We start from the raw sequence: 21712 nt of genomic DNA on the forward strand, positions 1-21712 counted from the left end.
TGCCGACCCCTGCCATGTCAAGGCAGTACTCTAACCAACTGAGCTACGGACGCATTGCATTGTTATCTTTCGATAACGTTGTTTCTAAGGAGAAGCTTGGTGCGTCTAGGCAGACTCGAACTGCCGACCCCTGCCATGTCAAGGCAGTACTCTAACCAACTGAGCTATAGACCCAAATTCTGATTCCATCCTGGTTAGGGAAGGAATGGTGCGTCCGGGCAGACTCGAACTGCCGACCCCTGCCATGTCAAGGCAGTACTCTAACCAACTGAGCTATAGACGCATACCGTGCTGAACTTCAGCGAAGCTTTCCGTGAAAGCGGGATGAATATTAGCGAGTAGGAGGAACGCGCGCAAGCGTAAAACCTGACTTTTTTGTGCTTCTGCGTTCGTTTGACGATTTGGTGAACAAATTGGTGCCTCTGTGTGCACGAAAGCTCAAGTATTTGGTTTCTGAGAAGTAAGGCTCAGTCTATTTTTTCGCCTGATTGCCTACTTGTAGCTGACAACGTTTGAAAAGGCGTTGCCAATAGCCGACGTGATTTTTGATGGATAGCTGAAAATCTTGATAATGAGCGCCACCCAGATAGGCATCGCTATACGCTAAAAATGGCGTTGTTTTAGGCAGTTGTCCATCCAATGCCTCAAGAGCCGGTTGTACATCAAGGTATAGACTGTTGATTTTGGAAAGATAGGGCTGTATGTCACCCACGAAAAACGTGTCAAAAACATTTCGCAGATAATTGAGTCGTGTTTTGTCGCGGTTGGCTCCGCAAATCACTTTGCTATCATCGCGCTCAAGTTGCTGTGTGATTGTGTTTAGCCAGCGCGTACTTTCATCCATGGAATAAAACAACGCACCGAGATAGCGCTGTTTTTCGATCGGTTCTTGCATGGCGATGATACTGAGGTTGGAACTGGGCGATATAATCGCATTGGTGTATGCAGTGATGGCGAGCAAGGCATCGCTATGTGGAAGAGGGGCTTCAGGCGGGATCATTGCCGAGTTTGGCGGTGTGAGCTGTTTTCGCCATGCATCACTGGCAACAAAGGTATTCCAATATACGGTTTGTATTTGACGTTGCTTATGCGCCTGAATCTCTTTTAATGTTGCAGTGAGAGTTGGGTCTTCAACCAAGTCTAAACAACGTTCTAATGTACGAAGCAGTTTCACTTCGTAGTCCAACTGGCGAAACGCATCCTGAACTTTGCCAAGAATCGAATTCCTGTCTGCGACAAGTTGAAACAAGCCGCACTCTCTTAGTTCATAAGCATCCAATAAGCCCATGCGGACATCTTCGAGGGGCAAAACAAGATCCCGTTTTCTGGGGAGCGCAATAACAACGGCTTTATGCAGAGGAAGTCGTTCGGTATCGAGTACATTGGCGAGTCGTTGTTGATAGTTGGAGAAGTTTTCCACCGCCGGATCTGTGCCAAAGCAACCATTCAACGTCGCAACTATCAGGGTATTCACTAAAAGGAGTGAGATCTTCAAGCCAGCAGTATTCCATTATTTCAAATCACTATTAACGTTTACGAAGTATATGAAAAGCAGGATCGAAAATCGTGGCACACAAAGAAAAATCCCGACATGACGTCGGGATTTGAGAAGTGAGGAAGCGTTACGATTACTTTTCAGCCATCGCCAACTGATAGGACTCAGGCTGCTTGCGAATCCAATGTAAACGCATTCCTAGCATGATCGCGGCAGACGTTAGGCCAACGATAATACCTATCCAGAAACCGTAGGCGCCCATTGGCTCCACGATCCAGTCGGTCATACCTAAGATGTAGCCCATCGGTACGCCGAGGATCCAATACGCAATGAACGTGCGCTCAAAAATAGCGCGCATGTCTTTGTAACCGCGCAATGCACCCGCAGCGACCACTTGGATGGAATCGGTACATTGATAAATAGCTGCCAGCAACATCAGATTCGCAGCAATGGTGACAACCTCTGTATTCTTGGTATAGAGGTGAATAATAGGCTCTCGCAACAACACGGTGAGTGCTGCCGTGATCAACGCGGTGCCAAAACCAATCAGAATACCGAGTTTAGCGGCGCGTGCTGCACCCTCTATAGAGCGTTCGCCCAACTGATGACTAACACGAATGCTTACTGCCGTTGCCAAGCTCATTGGCAACATGAACACCATGGATGAAAAGTTGATGGCAACTTGGTGTGCCGCGACAACCATTGAACCTAGAGGCGCAATCAGAAGGGCAACAACGGCAAACAGAGTGACTTCAAAGAAAATGGCAGCAGCAACAGGCAAGCCCATTTTGAAGATACGCCAAAGCGCTGGAACGTCTGGTTTCGAAAATCCATTGAACGCTTCAACACGGTTAAGACGTTTGTTGACCTTGATGTAGATAAGCATTGCTACCAGCATCAGCCAGTACACGATTGCAGTTGCAACACCGCAACCGACACCGCCGAGTTCTGGGGCACCGAATTTACCGTAAACGAAAATCCAGTTTAGCGGCACGTTCGCTGCTAAGCCGATAAAGCCAATCACCATTGCTGGGATAGTGAGGGACATGCCTTCGGCTAGGTTTCGTAGTGCTTGGAACAACAAGAACGCGGGCACGGCCCAACTGATGGCATGTAAGTAGCCAATGGTTTTTTCAGCCAGTGCAGGTTCTACGTCCATATAGTTAACGATGTAACCGGCGTTAATCAGCACCAAGATAATAGGCACGGACATGATTAGCGCCATGTAGATGCCTTGTTGCACTTGAAACGGAATCTTACTTTGACGACCAGATCCATGCAGTTGAGCAATGATGGGAACCATGGCAAGCAAAATGCCGATACCGAACAGTATAGAGGGCAACCAAATGCTGGATGCAACGGCAACCGCAGCCATGTCTGTGGCGCTGACGCCACCTGCCATCACGGTGTCAACGAATCCCATTGAGGTTTGCGCAAGTTGCGCGATAAAGACTGGGATCCCCAACTTAATGATGGATTTGGCTTCTAGGCGATAATTTTGCACCTATAACTCCGAAATAGAAAAGAGGCAGGAAAAAGGACAGCGAATTATACGCCTGCCGAGACTTTCGGCAATCAATACAACGGAGAAAGTACTACATATTTATATATGATGTTGACTCAAGACGGTGACACTGGCGTAAGATGTTGTTTAACGAGTTTATTGTTTGCTTTTGATGATGGACGCCGATACGGGCGTACTGTCACTGGGTATCAGTTTTCGCGATAGATAGAATAGACAAAGCAGCGCTTTTTATGGGTATCAGGGGGCAAACATGTTTACAGGAATCGTTCAGGCTACAGCCGATGTTGTTCATATTGACAAGAAGACAGACTTTCAAAGCCATGCCGTGCGCTTTACCGAAGAGTTATTAAAAGGGATAACTCTCGGCGCGTCGGTCGCACATAACGGCTGTTGCCTGACTGTCACTAAAGTGGATGGCGATCTTGTGTGGTTTGATTTAATGCAGGCGACGTTAAACCTGACAAACCTTGGCACTTTGGTTGAGGGTGACAAGATTAACCTTGAAAGAGCCGCCAAGTTTGGCGATGAAATTGGCGGCCACTCCATGTCAGGCCACATCATGTGCACGGCGCAGGTTTCAGATGTGATTGATAGCGAGAACAATCGCCAAGTGTGGATGGAATTGCCTCAGCACATAACAAAATATGTGTTTGATAAAGGCTATATAGGCATTGATGGCATCAGCCTTACGATCGGTGAGGTGAGAGATAACTGCTTCTGCGTCAATTTAATCCCAGAAACGATGCAGCGAACAAACATGGGTTGGCGCAAGGTGGGAGACAAGGTAAACATTGAAGTCGACCCGCAAACACAAGCCGTTGTTGACACAGTAGAGCGAGTGTTGGCGGCCCGCATGTAATTGCGTCACTATTTTTTGTTCTATTCGACGTGAAGCACGAGACGTAAAAAAGCCAGCAATGCTGGCTTTTGACGTAACCTATATGTGTTTGGGCAATTTAAAAAATTTGCTCGTCATCCGCGTCGACAAATAAGTTGATCGTCTTGTGCTGCGAGTCAATCTGCAAATTGAGGTGAATAGCGTGGCAGCAAGATGGGCAATCGTCATAGAACTCTTGGTCGCCACCACTTGTATCCAATGTAATGCGAATCTTGTGTCCACAATGCGGACAGTCGATCCCTCTTTCAGTATAATTTTGCATGTCCAACTCCCTATCTGAACCGCGAGCTTCTCAACATGATGGTGAAAAGGTAGCTGTTGCCTGAACCAATCATGTGTTCCCATTCTAAGAAATGAAGAATCTTTGCTCAGTGAAATAAGGTCAAACTATGACCCGAGACCAGAATTCACGCTAAAGCATTCATTTGCATAATGTGTTTGATCGAAATGATTTTCTGGTTGTTATGGGTTACGTAACTAAACGTTGCTAGGTGTGTGTGGGTATGTCGAATTGCGAGCGGGATTCAGAGAATGGATGAAAAAAGGGCGTAATTTGGTGAAAATCACGCCCAATTCAGTGTTATCGCGTCAATATTTCCGTGGTTAATTCGTTAAGCGACGTAAGTTTGACGTCACTGATCACCCAGCGAGCTTGGTCGGCAACTGCATGTTCTGGCACAACAATGGTTCGCATTTGCGCTGCTTTCGCGGCTAATAAACCCGTAAACGAATCTTCAAGTGCTACGCAATTTTCAGGGGAGATACCAAGGCTGTCTGCGGTATTGAGATATACCTCTGGATGAGGTTTACCGTACTTCAAATGCTCAGCTGAGTGGCATTGCTCGAACCAGTCTTCCAAATCCAGCGCTTTGAGCGTGGTTTCTATCAATCGAAGCGGCGACGAAGACGCCAGTGCAATACGAAGGTTGGCAGCTTTGCATAGCTCGAGAGCGTGAATCACACCTGGCATAATGGGCTTGTGAATTGCGACTAGTTCGATCACTTTATCCAAAATCATGTCACACACTTGGTCACAAGATGGGCCTTGCCAGCCTTGTGTTTCGTAATAGTGCTTAACGATTTGATCGATACGGATGCCGGTGGTGTCGATGGTGTCTTGTCGGGTGAGTTGTACACCCAGTTCACTCAGTACAGCTAACTGAGCGTCTTGCCAGAAAGGCTCTGAATTAACGATCAGGCCATCCATATCAAAAATTGCAGCTTGAATCATAGGAAATACCATCTGTCGGGCGGAAGAAAAAGCGCACAAGATCGAAAAGGGCGCCAATATGCGCCCACAATTTAATTCAATTCGATGTAACTCGTAAACGACTTTATTCAGTTAACCCCAGTTTGTTGATCAAAGCCTCTGTCTCTTCGAGATAGTGCCCGCCAAACATCAGGCAATGGTTGATCATATGGTAGAGATTGTAGATGTCTTTGCGCTGCTCAAAGCCTTCATCAAGTGGGAACACTTCGTTGTAACCTCGATAGAAGTCTTGCGGGAAACCGCCAAAAAGCTGTGTCGTGGCGACATCAACTTCTCGATCACCCCAATAACAAGCGGGGTCAAAGACAACCGGGCCGTTAATGGTCGCTGATGCGTTGCCTTTCCACAAATCCCCGTGAAGTAAGCTGGCTTTTGGTTGATGGCCGACAAGCCGGTCTTTTACGGCTTCAACAATCGTCTCTACGTCGCCAAACGACATGCCACGTTCTTCGGCTAATTTTAGCTGCCACCCAATACGGTGATCCGCAAAAAAGTTAGCCCACTTTCTGTGCCAGCTATTTCGCTGTTCCGTTGTGCCGATGAAGTTATCAATGTCGAAACCGTATTCCAGTTGTTCACCCCACTGATGCAATAGCGCCATGTCTTTACCCAGCAAATAGGCGCTTTCGTCATCAAGCGGTTTCATGGGCAAATAATCCAACACCAATACAGCTTTCTCTTTAATCACGCCCATATAGATAACTTGCGGGACGGAAACCTCTGCACTGTTTGCTAAATGGCGCAAACCCTCTGCTTCCGCTTCATAGATTGGGAGGTTTTCACGTGAATTGATTTTGACGAAGAAACGAATTTCGCCGCTACTGATAGCGTAACATTCATTAATATCGCCACCGTCAATCGGCATTTTTTCTTCGACTTCAAACTGCTGACCGAGAGCGAGTGAAAGCTGAACAGAAAGCGAATGCCACATAGGGAACCTCTGCATTAAGCGTGCAAATTTGGTGTGATAACAAAATAGTAGCGCAATCTGTGCAGAGTGAGGTGTTGCAAAGCTTGCAATATATGATGGATATTCGGTTTTTGTAAAAAAATCAGCGGAGCCTTTACGGTAAAGGCTCCGGTAAATGTTCAGTGAGAGCTTAATCCGTGGCTTTTATAATCCAAAATACGGCCATGACTATCTGATGCTTGGCAACAACTGTGCTGGCATGAACTTGTTATGGCTGGCATTTTTGAGATGATTGTTGGCACTTTCTATGTCTGGCGCAAAGTAACGGTCTTTGTCGTAGAAGCTAACATGACTTCTTAGCTCCGCTTTGATCTGCTCTAGCTGTTTTGTGCTTTTTAATGGTGCGCGGAAATCCAAACCCTGACAGGCTGAAAGCAATTCAATGGCAAGAATACCTCGTGTGTTTTCAGCCATTTCGGTGAGTCGGCGGCCTGCGAAAGTCGCCATGGAAACATGATCTTCTTGGTTGGCAGACGTAGGTAGGCTATCAACTGACGCAGGGTGTGCGAGTGTTTTGTTTTCGCTTGCCAGTGCTGCCGCGGTGACTTGTGCAATCATGAATCCGCTGTTAACGCCGCCATTGTCGACTAAAAATGGTGGAAGCTTGCTCAGACCACTGTCGATCAGCAATGCCATACGACGCTCAGACAAGCTGCCAATTTCTGCAATGGCGAGGGCGAGATTATCTGCCGCCATTGCGACTGGCTCTGCGTGGAAATTGCCGCCAGAAATAATGTCACCATCGTCGCTAAACACCAAGGGGTTATCGGACACGGAATTAGACTCAATTTCTAGTACGTCGGCTGAATTGCGGATCTGTTGCAAGCAAGCGCCCATCACTTGTGGTTGGCAGCGCAGCGAGTAGGGGTCTTGCACTTTTTCGCACCCTTGATGGCTGTTGCCAATTTCGCTGTCGTTTTCTAATAAATGACGATAAGCCGCGGCGGCGTCTATTTGACTGCGATGCCCGCGTACGCGATGAATGCGCGGATCAAACGGGCGGCGACTTCCTAGCGCCGCTTCTACTGACAACGCACCACATGCTGTGGCGGATGCGTAAAGATCTTCCGCTGCAAATAAGCCTTCAAGCGCAAATGCCGTTGAAGCTTGTGTGCCGTTAAGAAGTGCCAGACCTTCTTTAGGGCCAAGGGTGATAGGCTCTAATCCCGCTATTTTCAGTGCAACAGCGCCAGAAATTATCTCGCCTTTATGTCTTGCTTGTCCTTCACCTAGAAGCACCGTGCTCATGTGAGCCAGTGGGGCGAGATCGCCAGATGCACCGACAGAGCCTTTCTTTGGAATACAGGGGTAGACGTCTGCGTTAATCAGCGTTGCCAATGCCTCAACGACGGAAAATCGAATACCGGAATAACCACGAGCGAGACTGTTTATTTTCAACACCATCATCAGACGGACGGTATGATCGTCCATGAAAGTGCCAATGCCAGCAGCGTGTGACAACACAATAGAGCGTTGAAGTGTTTCCAGATCCTCGGCATCAATGCGCGTGTTTGCCAACAAGCCAAAGCCTGTGTTGATACCGTAGACCACGCGCCCTTCGGATAGCACATTGGCGACAGTATCAATGCTTGGCTGCATGTGTTCTTTTACGCCGCTTGTGAAAGAAAGTTGTACGCCTTCGCGGCTGACCGCGCGAAGTTGTTTCAGGGTAAGTTCGCCCGGGGTCAATGTTAGTTTGTACATGGTTATTCCTTACTTAATCACGGGCACATTTGGGACATCAAGCAACGGTAAATCCAGTTGCTGTTCTTTGGCGCAGTTGATAGCAATGCCATAGCCTGCGTCTGCATGGCGCATCACACCTGTGGCCGGGTCGTTATGCAGTACCCGTCCGACGCGTTTGGCGGCATCTTCGGTACCGTCACAGACAATGACAACGCCAGAATGTTGCGAGAAACCCATGCCCACGCCGCCACCGTGATGGAGTGACACCCAAGTCGCACCTGAGGCAGTGTTTAAAAGCGCGTTCAAGAGCGGCCAATCTGAGACGGCGTCTGAGCCATCTAACATGCCTTCGGTTTCACGGTTTGGACTGGCGACTGAACCAGAATCAAGGTGATCTCGACCAATAACGATAGGGGCTTTCAACTCGCCATTTTTGACCATTTCATTGAACGCTAAACCAAGACGAGCACGATCTTTCAAACCAACCCAACAGATACGCGCGGGCAATCCCTGGAACTGAATGCGCTCTCTTGCCATGTCTAGCCATTGATGAAGATGCGGATTATCAGGGATCAGTTCTTTGACTTTTTGATCGGTTTTATAGATGTCCTCTGGGTCGCCAGACAGTGCGACCCAGCGAAAAGGGCCAATGCCTTGGCAGAACAATGGGCGAATGTACGCAGGCACAAATCCGGGGAAATCGAACGCGTTCTCTACACCTTTTTCCAGCGCCATCTGACGGATATTGTTACCGTAATCGAGCGTCGCCGCGCCGCGTTCTTGCAATGTCAGCATGGCTTTGACTTGCTCTGCCATGGAAATTTTGGCGGCATTTACTACGCCCGCTTCATCAATTTTGCGCTGTTCGGCGGCGTATTCCATGGTCCAGCCTTTTGGCAGGTAGCCATTGAGTGGATCATGCGCCGAGGTTTGGTCGGTAACCACATCTGGCGTGATACCGCGTTCCACGAGTTCTGCAAAGATGTTCGCAGCATTGCCTAACAAACCAATAGAAATAGGTGTGTTGTCGTCGAGTGATTGCTGAAGCAGGGCTAAGGCACCATCGAGGTCGATGGCCTTTTTGTCGACGTAACCTGTGCGTAGGCGATAATCTATACGGCTTTCATCGCAATCGACGGCGATCATTGAGAAGTTAGCCATGGTGGCAGCGAGGGGCTGTGCACCACCCATGCCACCTAATCCGCCCGTCAGAACCCACCGACCTTTCGCTTCGCCACCAAAATGCTTTTTCGCCACAGCGACGAAGGTTTCGTATGTGCCCTGAACAATGCCCTGTGAACCAATGTATATCCAACTTCCTGCTGTCATCTGGCCATACATCATCAAGCCTTGCTTATCGAGCTCGTTGAAGTGCTCCCAGTTTGCCCAGTGCGGTACCAAGTTCGAGTTAGCGATCAAGACGCGAGGCGCATCTTTGTGGGTAGGGAATACGCCCACAGGCTTACCGGATTGAACCAACAAGGTCTGGTCATCTTCGAGTCGAGTCAGCACGTCAACAATTTTGTCGAAACATTGCCAGTTTCTGGCTGCTCGGCCAATACCGCCGTAAACCACCAGCGCATGCGGGTGTTCAGCTACATCGGGGTGAAGATTGTTCATTAACATTCTCAGCGGCGCTTCGGTAAGCCATGACTTGGCGGTAAGCGTTGTGCCTGTTGGGGCTTCTATAGTCCGCGAGAGATCCAGACGAGGGTCGTTCATTACATCACTCCTTGAAAATGGGTAGGACCAGAAAGGCTGCGAGCAATTGTCCAAATAAGACGGGCAGCAAGGCGAGCAGTGTGGTTATCAATGTCATATCGCGGATTAAGTTCTGCGATATCGGCAAGGGTAAGTTTCATTGTTCCGTCGCTATTTTCAGCAGACAGAATGTCTTCAATTAATGACTCCACCAGTGGGTAAGCCACGCCATGAACGGCAGGTGCACTGACGCCTGGAGCGGTTGATGCAGGAAACACGTCAATGTCGATGGTGAGGTAAAGCGCATCGACCTGTGACATGAAACCCTGAAGTTTGTCTCGCACTGTCGATAGCGATTCCGCAGAAATATGCTTGTCTTCAATGGCCAAAACCGACAGTAATTCAGCACGATCAAAAAGAGCTTGAGTATTGCTGGCTCTGCTGACACCTATGCACGCATAGTGAAACGGCCAACCACGGTGTTGGCAGAAATCGGCAATCTGTGAAAACGGGGTACCTGAACTGCCTTGAGCGCTTTGCCCTGACGGCGCACGAAGATCAAAATGCGCATCAAAATTGATGATGCCAATACGCGGTGGGGTGGTCGTGTTTTTTTGTAGGCAGTGGTTGGCGAGCCCTTGAAACGTGCCCCATGCTACTTCATGGCCTCCTCCCACTATAATGGGGAAGTGCTTTTGTCTGAGAGCATCGGTAACGTTTTTTGCCAGTAGCTTCTGAGCTTTTGCGAGATCGTGATCGTCACAAGGCGTATTGCCGTTGTCGTAAAACGGACGTGAGTCGTACCACGGTAGGTTTGCCAACATTTTACGAACTTCATTGGGCGCAGCATATGCGCCGACGCGGCCTTTGTTGCGTGAAACACCTTCGTCGCACGCAAAGCCCATCAGCATAATGCCGGGCTCGCTCGCTTTGTCAGCAGGTTGAATTTTTTGATGAAGCCGCGCACCTTTGTCACCGTCTTCTTCATCAATGCGACCTTGCCAAAGCGACATATCAATGGTCATTGGCTTTTACTCCATTGAGGTAGCGAGCATGGAGGCCTGTCACTCCAATCTGGTAGCTCAGTTCAGCGGGCTCGGAAAGATCCCAAACCGCAAAGTCTGCATCGGATCCGATGGCTAGCTGACCTTTGTTCAGTCCCAATGCTTGGGCGGCATGTTTGGTGACGCCATAAAGGGTTTCTTTGGGAGTTAGGCCAAAGAATGTCGACGCCATGTTCATCATCAGTGTCAGGCTGGCAAACGGTGAGGTGCCGGGATTGAAATCGGTGGCTATTGCCATTGGGACGTGATTTTTTCGTAGCAGATCAATAGGTGGCTTTTGAGTCTCTCTTAGAAAGTAAAACGCACCGGGAAGCAAGGTCGCTACGGTGTTGTTAGCGGCGAGGGCTTCCACGCCACTTAAATCTATGTATTCAATATGATCGACGGAGCGCGCGCCCATTTGGGCAGCAAGAGCGCTACCGCCCAGATTGGAAAGTTGCTCAGTATGACCTTTGATTTTCAGGCCATGTGAAAGGGCCGCCTCGAACACACGCTGCATCTGTATCTTGCTAAAACCAATGCCTTCGCAGAACACGTCCACGGCATCGGCTAGATTATCTTCTGCGGCAGCGGGGATCATTTCATTGCACACCAGATCGATATAATCGTTGCCTCTTCCAGCAAACTCAGGAGGAAGTGCATGTGCGCCAAGCAACGTTGTCGTGACGTGGATGTTTGCTTCTCGTCCTACCATTTTCGCGGCGCGAAGCATTTTCAGTTCGTCATTAACCGTTAGGCCATAACCACTCTTGATTTCTACAGTTGTGACGCCGTCACTAATCAATGCTTTTGCACGTGGTAACGCGAGTTCAATGAGGGATTCAAGACTTGCTTTGCGTGTGGCATTAACCGTCGCAAGAATACCGCCACCTTGTGCGGCAATATCTTGGTAAGAAACGCCATTGAGGCGCTGCTCGAATTCGTTGGCGCGGTTACCAGCGAAAACCAAATGGGTATGGCAATCAATGAGACCGGGCGTGACAAGTCGATTCTCGAGTGAGACATGTGTGAAGCCGTCTGATGGCAATGACGAACCGAGGGCGCTAATAACGCCATTTTCAACCGCAATCATCATGTTTTCTTGCACTTGGTAACCTTGTTGTTCGGTTACGTCTGTGTGCAAACTGACGATACGGCAGTCAGTGAACATTGTTTTCATCTACCACTGCGCCTGTAATCTATATGTCTATACAAATGTATAGACAATTAAATCAACGGGTGCAAGATACTGTGTTACATGAATGTGATCAAAAGTGTAAATCTAAGTGGCCAGTGAGTATTTTTGAGATATTTGTCAGCATCTTGTCGCTGGCTTAATCGAGAACGGCTCTCGCGCTGAGCTTGTAGCGATCGCCAGGGTGATACAGTAACGCCGCACTGATCAATTGGCCTTCACTCCACGTTCTTCTATGCAGCAACAAGCAGGGGTGTCGGCTGTCCATACTAAGGTGTAAGGCAACGTGCGGGGGAGGGAGAATTGCTTCAACAGTATGCTCTATCGTACTCAGAGGGCATTGAGAAACCAGATACTGATTGGGTGTGATGGTTGAAAAATTCTGCTTTAAGTAATCGGGAGCGTGCGCGGGGTTCACCCAACGGATTTCAAGTTGAATGGGCATATCATCGGCGAAATGTACGATTTCACTTTTGTAGACTTCTGACCCTAGCATCATGCCTAAACGCATGGCGACATCCTCAGGCGAACTGATGCTTTGCAGTGAGACAATCTCACTGTGATAGCGTTGCCCGCGTTCCTGAACTTCGTCGGCGATGTTACGAATATCCATCAGAGGACTTTCAGCTTTCTTTTGACACACAAATGTACCAAGCCTTGGTGTGCGCTCTAGCCAGCCTTCATTAACCAGATCCCTCACCGCTTTGTTAACCGTCATTCGGCTTACTGAAAATTGTTCGCACAATTCCGCCTCAGTAGGAACGCGTGTCCCTACTGTCCATTCTCGTGATTCAATTTTCTTCTGCAGGTATTCCTGAATTTGTTTAAAGCGAGGCGTAGCTGTCATATGAACACCGTGACTATTCGTATATACAAATAAGAGTGTATGACTTGGCGGCGAAAATCAAGTGTGGTTTTTTAAGGGGCGAAGAAGTTATGTGCCTAGCAAGTCAGGGTGAAGGTGTTGCGATTCAAAGACAAGGCTGAACTTAACATCCAATCGTCAAGCTTTTGTCTCAAATTAGTCATATTGAAAGCACAGAATGCCGTTCGATTACGGTTATATCGCTATTCTTATATCGCAAATGTTATTAGATATCGCACTTTACCCTCTAGGGAGAAAAGACCATGAAAAATATCGTCAGCTTTGGCGTTCTATTTTCGATATTCGCAACAGGCAGTGTGATGGCTGCCGACCCTGTCACTTTAGGGCCTCGTCCTTTTTATCTGGTCGCCGACATGGACAGTGGTCCGCTCAAAGAAAAGCTTGAAGCATGCTTTTCAAATTCACCGAAGAAAAGCACCTTCTCAATTGGTCATCGCGGGGCTTCATTGCAGTTTCCCGAGCACACGAAGGAATCCTATGTGGCTGCAGCGCAAATGGGCGCGGGGATCATAGAGTGTGATGTCACCTTTACCAAAGACAAGCAACTGGTGTGTCGTCATTCTCAAAACGATCTGCACACCACGACGGATGTGTTGGCTTATCCAAAATTAGCCGAAAAATGCACCGTACCATTCACGCCTGCCAATCCTCAAACGGGCGAGAAAGCAACGGCGGAATGCCGCACGTCAGATTTCACTTTGGACGAATTTAGACAACTCAAGGGAAAAATGGATGGTGCGAATCCCATGGCGACAACACCAGAAGAATACATGAATGGTACGGCAGATTTTCGTACTGACCTGTATGCCAGTCGTGGCACCTTGATGACGCATGCAGAGAGCATTGCACTGTTGAAAAGTTTGGGCGTGAAAATGACACCTGAACTAAAAGAGCCCAAAGTTCCTATGCCCTACAATGGCTTTACGCAGCGCGATTACGCACAAAAAATGATTGATGAATACAAAGAGGCAGGTGTAAAAGCGTTGGACGTTTATCCGCAGTCTTTCAATACTGATGATGTGGATTACTGGGTCGCCAATGAACCTGAATTTGGTCAACAATCGGTCTACTTAGATTCACGTATGTACGATGATGAAAGCTGGAAGTCGTCGTTAAAAGACATGAAAGCGCTGAAAGAGAGCGGTGTGGGATATATATCGCCACCACTTTATGCATTGGTCACTGTCGATGAGAAGGGTAACATTGCGCCGTCTGATTATGCTAAACATGCCAAAGCAGCGGGGTTAGGCATCATTACTTGGACGTTGGAGCGTTCTGGTCATCTTGGCAATGGTGGCGGATGGTATTACCAATCAGTGAAAGACGTGATCAATAACGACGGTGATGTCATGACTTTGCTGGACGTATTGGCGCAAGATGTTGGGGTAGTGGGGGTATTTTCAGACTGGCCAGCAACCACCACGTTTTACGCAAACTGCATGGGGCTAGAATAGATAAAAAACGGCTTCATGCTGAATGCGATGAGGCCGTTTTTAGCGTTGACTTGGACGCTTTAAACGCCCAGATGTTACTTAATGGGTTACACCCACATAAATTCGTCAGCCACAGCTGGCATTGTTGTGTCACCACAACCACATCCGTTGTTATGGTCAGTTCCATGGCCCATATCACTACTGTGACCAGTATCAGGACCCATTCCGTGGTCTGTTGCCCAACCCATGCCCATGTCAGCATGTGAAAGTTGATCGACCACGTTGCCAAACACGTGATTGTTGGTAACCGCCCATGCGTCGACAGCGGGCTCAAGGATGCCTTCGTGAATGACAGTGTCGAACACAAAGCTTTGAGCGTCATCTAATAGAAACGGTGCTTGAGAAATGTCATTGTGACCGATGATGCCCGTTAATAGCTCACTGGATGCTTCTGCGACCATTTCGAGTGGGATTTGAAGTAATTCGATATCATGCTCAAGGTGCATCGCAAGATGTTGATCAGCAGTTTCTACTATCTCACCAATACCATCTTTAATGATCTCGGGGATACATTCTGTATTACCTTCGCAAACGGCATCAACCACGTCACCTGTTGTTGAGATGACGGTTCCTGTCGCTTGACCAACTTGCGCTACATTCATCATAAAGTGATGTGTGACGATTTCGGCTGCATCAGTAACGCCATCAATGACTGTCGCGACTGCTGCGGTAATGCCGTTGACTATCGGTATGTCGGCGGTGGCATCAGCGATTTTATCACCAACGTCGCTAATAAATTCATCAACGACGCTGACTGCTGTGCTGACCACATTGGCGATCCCCGTGGTTACATCAGCAATTGCATCGCCAACGGCGCTAATAGCATCCCCAATTCCCTTAAAAAAGTTTGTAAACCATCCCATGATATTTTTCCTTAATGTTGTGAATTTACCTTCACGTTCCTTAGATGCCTCGTACTGCTTGACCGAGACGTTTAGATAGCAACTCGTCGAAAAGCGCCTATCTGAGAGAGCATCAGACATCGAGACGAGTGGCAGACTTTTTTATTGCGAATGACTAACGCAACGAGCATTAATTGATATCAGCGTGATAAAAAACACCATTCAATATTTTTAGAAAATACTGCAGGTGTCTTTGCTATATCGCAAGGTGCGCTGGGGGGTGAAGGTGTATATTTAACGATGCATTTTATGCAGGGGTCAGTTGTCTCAGATACTTGATGGTAGTGTGAAATATTATTGAAACATTAAGCGTGATGAGATTGTAACTATCTGTTATTGCTTGTTGTAATCAGCCGAAAATAGGAAAAATCTACGATTTATGAGGGCTTTTAACAGTTTGATATGAAAGTGAGTGGGTCGCCTAGGAAACTTTTGACGACGAGGTGAAGAGAAAGACATTCATTTATCAGTCGTTGTTGATGCCTTTTTTCGTGGCGAAGTTATAAGCCGGAAAAAGAGGCCTCTTTGACGAACGCCATGAAGGCCCAAGCGATAGCAGTGCAACATTAAATTCCTCTACGTAGACGTAGGGGAATGAGTTCACTTTGACTGCGAATCAATTTCTGACAGTTTCATCGCGTACTTTATATAGGCACGGCGCTCATCACTCGGCAGCTTACGATTCACGGCGAGAAACGAAATGAAGCTATCAACAATAGGCTCTAGCTGGGTTTGAGCGGGTGCATCACAATCAATGTACCTTGGTAAAAGCTTATGCATTTGCTCGAGTAGGCTCGGTGTAACCGTATATTGGCGGTCCATTACTTGCGCATTGGCAAGAGCGCTAGACATCTTACGAAATGCGTTTTGTTCTCTGTCTTGTTGAGTGACTTGTGTTGAACAGGTCTCTGCAATGAGCTGGCTGTAATGTAAAGAGTGAGAAGACAACTCGGTCTCTGCTGTTTGACTGTCAGCAAAAGCAAAGAAAGGAAAAAGTAGCGACAAGAACAGGGGGGAAGTGGACGTTGATGGCATTACAAGAAAATCTCTGTATGACGATTTAGCAAGCGACGTTTATACCATTATTTTATGTCTATTCCTTTCAAAACCCGCGGCTTTTAATCAAAAACATCCCGCCCAAGTGCTTTTTATTGCCTCAATACTTTGGCGTTTCAAAGACTGTTTTTTCCTGAAAACGTTTTTCAAGCAGCAAGGGCTTTCAGAATTCATGTAGAATGTCGCCAATTTAAATTTTGGCGTTATTGGAAAAAATGAAACAAGGTTACAGCTGTATAGGGTTAGTAAACCCAAAATCACCCGAAAATGTCGGTTCTGTTATGCGTGCTGCTGGCTGTTACGGTGTGAACTCCGTGTTTTACACCGGAACCCGTTACGACAGGGCGGCAAAGTTTTGTACCGACACGAAAAACAGAGTGTTAGATACGCCGCTTATTGGTGTTGATGATCTCAAAGCCGTTGTGCCGGTTGGTTGTATTCCAATTGCCGTTGAGTTGGTGGAAGGCGCAAAACCGCTTCCTGACTACAAACATCCTGCTCGTGCGTTTTACATCTTTGGCCCAGAAGACAATTCGCTGAAGAAAGAGATCACCGAGTTTTGTGCGGAAACTATCTACATTCCTACGAATGGCTGTATGAACCTGGCTGCTTGCGTCAATGTCATCCTTTATGACCGCATGGCCAAGGGCACGAATTTCTCTGGGCACCTGTAACTGCTATACCAGCATATTGACATTGCGTAGGTATATACAGGAAACAGTAGTGTATCCAACACAATGAAAAACCGTGGTGATTTGTTGATTTGACACAATTGTGTATTGATACGAATTGATCACGGGCAGGGGCGCGGTTACAATCGCGTCTCGCTTCAGGTGCGCCCGTTTTGATTGGTATTAAAATGAGCACCTAACGAAGCACTCTCTAAGACGTCTATTCAATACTCCTCGAGTTCAGACGCCAATAACTAAAACAAGTGCTACTTCGTGTGTAGCACCACTGTAAATAGGACATAAAAATGCCTGTAATTACTCTTCCTGACGGTAGTCAACGTTCTTTTGACAACCCGGTTTCTACTTATGATGTTGCTTTCGACATCGGCCCTGGTCTTGCTAAAGCTTGTATCGCTGGTCGTGTTGACGGAAACCGTGTTGATGCGTGTGATTTGATTGAACACGACGCTAAGCTAGAAATCATCACCGCAAAAGACGCAGACGGTCTCGAAATCATTCGTCACTCTTGTGCTCACTTGCTGGGTCATGCGATCAAGCAACTGTTCCCTGATGCAAAAATGGCGATCGGTCCGACCATCGACAGCGGTTTCTACTATGACTTAGACTTGGATCGCTCGTTGACCCAAGAAGACCTTGATGCGATTGAAAAGCGCATGAAAGATTTGGCAAAAACCAAATATCAGGTCATTAAGAAGAATGTAAGCTGGCAGGAAGCGCGCGATACGTTTGAATCACGCGGCGAGACTTACAAAATTGAAATTCTGGACGAAAACGTTTCTCGAGACGATCGCCCAGGACTTTACCACCATGAAGAATACATCGACATGTGCCGCGGTCCGCACGTGCCGAACATGAGCTTCTGCCAAAACTTCAAGATCTTAAACGTTGCTGGCGCTTACTGGCGTGGTAACAGCGACAACAAGATGCTGCAGCGTATCTACGGCACAGCGTTTTACGATAAGAAAGAATTAAAAGCGCACCTTGTTCGTCTTGAAGAAGCGGCAAAGCGTGACCACCGTAAACTAGGTAAGCAACTTGATCTGTACCACATGCAGCAAGAAGCGCCGGGTATGGTGTTCTGGCACCACAATGGTTGGACTGTTTTCCGTGAACTGGAAACGTTCGTCCGCGAAAAACTGACCGAATATGAATACCAAGAAGTCAAAGGCCCGCTGATCATGGATCGCGTTCTTTGGGAGCGTTCTGGTCACTGGGACAAATACGCTGACTACATGTTCACCACGCAATCTGAAAGCCGTGAATATGCGCTTAAGCCGATGAACTGCCCAGGTCACGTACAGATCTTTAACCAAGGTCTGAAGTCATACCGTGATTTGCCGCTGCGTATGGCGGAGTTTGGTAGCTGTCACCGTAACGAGCCATCAGGTGCATTGCACGGTCTGATGCGTGTTCGTGGCTTCACTCAGGATGATGCTCACATCTTCTGTACGCCAAACCAAGTTCAAGATGAAGTGACATCTTGCATCTCTATGGTTTACGACACATACAAAACATTCGGTTTTGATGAGATTGTTGTGAAGCTATCTACACGCCCTGAACAGCGTGTTGGTTCTGACGAAATGTGGGACCGTGCAGAGAAGGCATTGGCTGAAGCACTTGAGTCAATGGACATCAAATTTGAGATTTTGGAAGGCGAAGGTGCTTTCTATGGTCCTAAGATTGAATTTACTTTGCATGATTGTTTGGATCGCGCATGGCAGTGTGGTACTGTTCAGCTCGATTTTGCTCTGCCTGAGCGTTTGGGCGCAACGTACGTTGGTGAAGACAACGAACGCCATACCCCAGTCATGATTCACCGTGCGATTTTGGGTTCTCTGGAACGCTTCATTGGCATTTTGATTGAAGAATACGCGGGTCATTTCCCGGTATGGCTGGCTCCTCAGCAAGCGATTGTCATGAATATCACCGACAATCAGGCTGATTATGTTCAGGAAGTAGCAAAAAAACTGCAAAAAGCAGGTTTTAGAGCGTCAGCGGACTTGAGAAACGAGAAGATTGGTTTTAAAATCCGTGAACACACTTTGAAGCGCGTACCTTATATGTTGGTTTGCGGTGACCAAGAAATGGAAGCCGGTGAAATCGCGGTACGTACACGCAAAGGTAAAGATTTGGGTAAATATAAAATTGACGAATTCATTTCTCTGCTCGAGAACGAAGTTCGTACCCGAACGCTCAATATTTTGGAGGAATAAGGTATTAAAGGCGCAACAAGAAAAGTCCCAGTTAAACAAAATGCTCATCGATTGAATGACGAAATTCGCGGTATTAGCGAAGTTCGTTTGACCGGCCTAGACGGCGAAGCCGTTGGCGTAGTTTCAATCGAAGACGCTCTAGCAACTGCTCAAGAGGCAGGTGTGGATCTGGTCGAAATTAGCCCTAATGCCGAACCACCTGTCTGTCGCGTGATGGACTACGGTAAGTTCATTTACGAAAAGAGCAAGGCTACGAAAGAGCAGAAGAAAAAACAAAAGGTTATTCAGGTTAAGGAAATTAAATTCCGTCCTGGTACCGATATTGGCGACTATCAGGTAAAACTACGCAACCTGGTTCGCTTTATTGAAGAGGGTAACAAGGTCAAGGTTACAATCCGATTCCGTGGTCGCGAAATGGCGCACCAAGAAATCGGTGTTGACGTTTTGAATCGCTTGAAAGAAGACACTGCTGAAATTTGTTTGGTAGAAAGCTTCCCAACGCGAATCGAAGGTCGTCAAATGATCATGGTTCTTGCCCCTAAAAAGAAGTAATTTCGGCATACAAGTAACGTAAGAGGCTATGCCTTCGGGTGTAGCCTCTTTGTTCGCCGGATTACATTGTTATTAACATGCAACAATGCGGAGTTATTCATCATGCCTAAGATGAAATCAAACAAAGGTGCAGCTAAGCGTTTCAAGAAAACTGCTGGCGGCTTCAAGTTCAAGCACGCGACTAAACGTCACATCCTGACTAAGCGTACTACTAAGAACAAACGTCAACTGCGTCCAAATGCAATTCTGCCTAAGTGCGAAGTTGCTGCAGTTGCTCGTATGCTTCCATACGCATAATTTTTCTTAGTTTATTAACGATTTAGTTTAGGAGAGAGTCCATGGCTCGCGTAAAACGTGGTGTACAAGCTCGTGCACGTCACAAGAAAGTTCTAAAACAAGCTAAAGGTTATTACGGTGCACGTTCACGTGTTTACCGCGTAGCTTTCCAAGCAGTTACCAAAGCTGGTCAATACGCTTACCGTGACCGTCGTCAGAAGAAACGTCAATTCCGTCAACTTTGGATTGCACGTATCAATGCTGCGGCTCGTCAGAATGGTATGTCTTACAGCCGTTTCATCAACGGTCTGAAGAAAGCGTCTATCGAAATCGATCGTAAGATCCTTGCTGATATCGCTGTATTCGACAAAGCTACTTTCTCTGTACTTGTTGAGAAAGCGAAAGCTGCTCTGTAATTATACAGAATAGATTTTGCAAGAAAGGGGAGCTTAGGCTCCCCTTTTTTACATCTGAAATTTGTATGCCTGATTAATGTTAACTGCAGTATTCTGAGGTTACTCAGGTATAAACCCAGTCTAATTCTCTTCGCTTTACCTCTTCAGCGTCCATTTTTACATGCTCCGATGCGGATAATTGAGTCTTCTCCTTTCATGAAAAGGCCAACTTCTTCGCGATTTACATGATTCAACCATAAATGTGGTGATGAAATAGGCATGACAAGCACTTGATGTCACTTTCAGTTTGGCTTTAGTTCACGGTTTATTTACTATGTACCGTTACGTCTATACCAATTCTCAGAGCAAAATTCGCCGATGCGAGTCGCGATTGGTTCACGTATTTTGTTACGAGAATTGGTATATCTTTTACTCCGTAAGTAATCGCCTGAAAGGGTGGATGAGGAAACGATGCAACAACTAGAAGACATTCTATCCAGCGCAACGGCAGCTATCGAATCGGCTGACTCTGTTGTGGCTTTGGATGAGGTACGTGTTAAGTACCTAGGTAAGAAAGGCGAGCTAACTACGCAACTTCAAGCATTGGGCAAATTGCCGCATGAGGAACGCCGTGAAGCGGGCGCAAGCATCAATAAAGCGAAGCAGGCAGTTCAGCAAGCGATCTCTGAGCGTAAAAATGCGCTAGAAAGTGCTGAACTTGAAGCGAAGCTGGCTGCTGAATCTATCGATGTGACCCTGCCTGGTCGTCGCATTGAAAATGGTGGCATTCACCCGGTAACTCGTACCATTGAACGCATTGAAAGTTTCTTCGGTGATTTGGGCTTTGACGTAAAAACAGGTCCAGAAATCGAAGATGCATTCCACAACTTCGATGCACTGAACATTGCAGAAGATCATCCAGCACGTACTGATCATGACACCTTCTTCTTTAACCCAGATTTGATGCTTCGTACGCACACTTCAGGTGTTCAGATCCGTACCATGGAAGAGAGCCAGCCACCACTACGATTCATTGCGCCTGGCCGCGTTTACCGTAATGATTACGACCAAACGCACACGCCAATGTTCCACCAAGTTGAAGGCATGCTGGTTGACGAAAATGTTAACTTTGCGCAGCTAAAAGGCATCCTTCATGACTTCCTGTGCAACTTCTTTGAAGAAGATCTTGAAGTGCGTTTCCGTCCTTCTTACTTCCCATTCACTGAGCCTTCTGCGGAAGTGGATGTTCGTCGTAAAGACGGTAAGTGGTTGGAAATCCTTGGCTGCGGTATGGTTCACCCGAACGTACTTCGCGCAGTAAATATCGACCCAGAGAAATACTCAGGTTTTGCCTTTGGTATGGGTGTTGAGCGTCTAACCATGCTGCGTTACGGCGTGAATGACCTGCGTGCGTTCTTCGAGAACGATTTGCGTTTCCTGAAACAATTCAAGTAAGCATTGGGG

Annotated in this window: 20 protein-coding genes and 2 tRNA genes; 8 read left to right on the plus strand and 14 right to left on the minus strand. The window is 47.3% G+C overall.

Going from position 1 to position 21712, the window contains the following annotated elements; all coding sequences use genetic code 11:
* Positions 1–97: 97 nt before the first annotated feature.
* From A1OO_RS08460 to A1OO_RS08475, 4 genes are all read right to left on the minus strand, one after another.
* A tRNA-Val gene (locus A1OO_RS08460) sits at positions 98–174 on the minus strand.
* A gap of 32 nt (positions 175–206) precedes the next feature.
* Positions 207–283 (minus strand) — tRNA-Val (locus A1OO_RS08465).
* A 189-nt stretch (positions 284–472) separates the two neighbouring features.
* A complete protein-coding gene (locus A1OO_RS08470) occupies positions 473–1495 on the minus strand; it encodes a DUF3080 domain-containing protein (protein WP_241819076.1) in 1023 nt (340 codons plus the stop codon).
* A gap of 133 nt (positions 1496–1628) precedes the next feature.
* Positions 1629–2999: an MATE family efflux transporter gene (locus A1OO_RS08475; RefSeq protein WP_016962063.1), complete on the minus strand. Its 1371-nt coding sequence runs from the start codon at positions 2997–2999 to the stop codon at positions 1629–1631.
* A 271-nt stretch (positions 3000–3270) separates the two neighbouring features.
* On the opposite strand from A1OO_RS08475, the gene A1OO_RS08480 reads away from it, so the two are divergent.
* Positions 3271–3879 carry a riboflavin synthase gene (locus tag A1OO_RS08480; RefSeq protein ID WP_017002715.1) on the plus strand — a complete coding sequence of 203 codons (609 nt, stop codon included), beginning with the start codon at positions 3271–3273 and terminating at the stop codon, positions 3877–3879.
* 97 nt (positions 3880–3976) lie between these two features.
* On the opposite strand, the gene A1OO_RS08485 is transcribed toward A1OO_RS08480, so the two are convergent.
* From A1OO_RS08485 to hutC, 8 genes are all read right to left on the minus strand, one after another.
* Positions 3977–4180 carry a CPXCG motif-containing cysteine-rich protein gene (locus A1OO_RS08485; RefSeq protein ID WP_016962065.1) on the minus strand — a complete coding sequence of 68 codons (204 nt, stop codon included), beginning with the start codon at positions 4178–4180 and terminating at the stop codon, positions 3977–3979.
* Between the two features lie 318 nt (positions 4181–4498).
* The gene (hxpB, locus tag A1OO_RS08490; protein WP_017002716.1) at positions 4499–5149 is read right to left on the minus strand and encodes a hexitol phosphatase HxpB; all 651 of its coding nucleotides are present in this window, start codon (positions 5147–5149) and stop codon (positions 4499–4501) included.
* 103 nt (positions 5150–5252) lie between these two features.
* Positions 5253–6119, minus strand: coding sequence for a fructosamine kinase family protein (locus tag A1OO_RS08495; protein ID WP_017002717.1), 867 nt, complete (start codon positions 6117–6119; stop codon positions 5253–5255).
* 207 nt (positions 6120–6326) lie between these two features.
* A complete protein-coding gene (gene hutH, locus A1OO_RS08500) occupies positions 6327–7862 on the minus strand; it encodes a histidine ammonia-lyase (protein ID WP_016962068.1) in 1536 nt (511 codons plus the stop codon).
* A 9-nt stretch (positions 7863–7871) separates the two neighbouring features.
* A complete protein-coding gene (hutU, locus tag A1OO_RS08505; protein WP_017002718.1) occupies positions 7872–9566 on the minus strand; it encodes a urocanate hydratase in 1695 nt (564 codons plus the stop codon).
* Complete coding sequence (gene hutG, locus A1OO_RS08510) at positions 9566–10570, minus strand: formimidoylglutamase (protein WP_017002719.1); 1005 nt, start codon at positions 10568–10570, stop codon at positions 9566–9568. The genes hutU and hutG overlap by 1 nt, the downstream gene beginning before the upstream one ends.
* On the minus strand, positions 10560–11768 hold the full coding sequence (gene hutI / locus A1OO_RS08515; RefSeq protein ID WP_017002720.1) for an imidazolonepropionase: 1209 nt from the start codon (positions 11766–11768) through the stop codon (positions 10560–10562). The genes hutG and hutI overlap by 11 nt, the downstream gene beginning before the upstream one ends.
* 154 nt (positions 11769–11922) lie before the next feature.
* Positions 11923–12630 carry a histidine utilization repressor gene (hutC, locus tag A1OO_RS08520; protein WP_017002721.1) on the minus strand — a complete coding sequence of 236 codons (708 nt, stop codon included), beginning with the start codon at positions 12628–12630 and terminating at the stop codon, positions 11923–11925.
* A 281-nt stretch (positions 12631–12911) separates the two neighbouring features.
* Here hutC and A1OO_RS08525 point away from each other — a divergent pair, with 281 nt between their 5' ends.
* Positions 12912–14123 (plus strand): glycerophosphodiester phosphodiesterase family protein, encoded by a 1212-nt coding sequence (locus A1OO_RS08525; RefSeq protein WP_017002722.1) that lies wholly within the window; start codon positions 12912–12914, stop codon positions 14121–14123.
* 86 nt (positions 14124–14209) lie between these two features.
* Here A1OO_RS08525 and A1OO_RS08530 read toward each other — a convergent pair whose 3' ends face one another.
* Complete coding sequence (locus tag A1OO_RS08530) at positions 14210–15025, minus strand: hypothetical protein (RefSeq protein WP_017002723.1); 816 nt, start codon at positions 15023–15025, stop codon at positions 14210–14212.
* A gap of 639 nt (positions 15026–15664) precedes the next feature.
* The gene (locus A1OO_RS08535; protein ID WP_017002724.1) at positions 15665–16099 is read right to left on the minus strand and encodes a hypothetical protein; all 435 of its coding nucleotides are present in this window, start codon (positions 16097–16099) and stop codon (positions 15665–15667) included.
* 236 nt (positions 16100–16335) lie between these two features.
* On the opposite strand from A1OO_RS08535, the gene A1OO_RS08545 reads away from it, so the two are divergent.
* The 6 genes from A1OO_RS08545 (at position 16336) to pheS (ending at position 21703) form a co-directional block, all read left to right on the plus strand.
* The gene (locus A1OO_RS08545) at positions 16336–16794 is read left to right on the plus strand and encodes an RNA methyltransferase (RefSeq protein ID WP_016962077.1); all 459 of its coding nucleotides are present in this window, start codon (positions 16336–16338) and stop codon (positions 16792–16794) included.
* Between the two features lie 302 nt (positions 16795–17096).
* Positions 17097–19025, plus strand: coding sequence for a threonine--tRNA ligase (thrS, locus tag A1OO_RS08550; RefSeq protein ID WP_016962078.1), 1929 nt, complete (start codon positions 17097–17099; stop codon positions 19023–19025).
* Between the two features lie 3 nt (positions 19026–19028).
* Positions 19029–19577 (plus strand): translation initiation factor IF-3, encoded by a 549-nt coding sequence (gene infC / locus A1OO_RS08555; protein ID WP_083248043.1) that lies wholly within the window; start codon positions 19029–19031, stop codon positions 19575–19577.
* Between the two features lie 102 nt (positions 19578–19679).
* Positions 19680–19874, plus strand: a complete 195-nt coding sequence (rpmI, locus tag A1OO_RS08560; protein ID WP_016962080.1) for a 50S ribosomal protein L35 — start codon at positions 19680–19682, stop codon at positions 19872–19874.
* 41 nt (positions 19875–19915) lie between these two features.
* Positions 19916–20269, plus strand: a complete 354-nt coding sequence (rplT, locus tag A1OO_RS08565; RefSeq protein WP_016962081.1) for a 50S ribosomal protein L20 — start codon at positions 19916–19918, stop codon at positions 20267–20269.
* A 450-nt stretch (positions 20270–20719) separates the two neighbouring features.
* Complete coding sequence (gene pheS / locus A1OO_RS08570; protein ID WP_016962082.1) at positions 20720–21703, plus strand: phenylalanine--tRNA ligase subunit alpha; 984 nt, start codon at positions 20720–20722, stop codon at positions 21701–21703.
* The last annotated feature ends 9 nt before the right edge of the window (positions 21704–21712 follow it).

Source organism: Enterovibrio norvegicus FF-33 (assembly GCF_000286835.2).
Classification (GTDB): domain Bacteria; phylum Pseudomonadota; class Gammaproteobacteria; order Enterobacterales; family Vibrionaceae; genus Enterovibrio; species Enterovibrio norvegicus_A.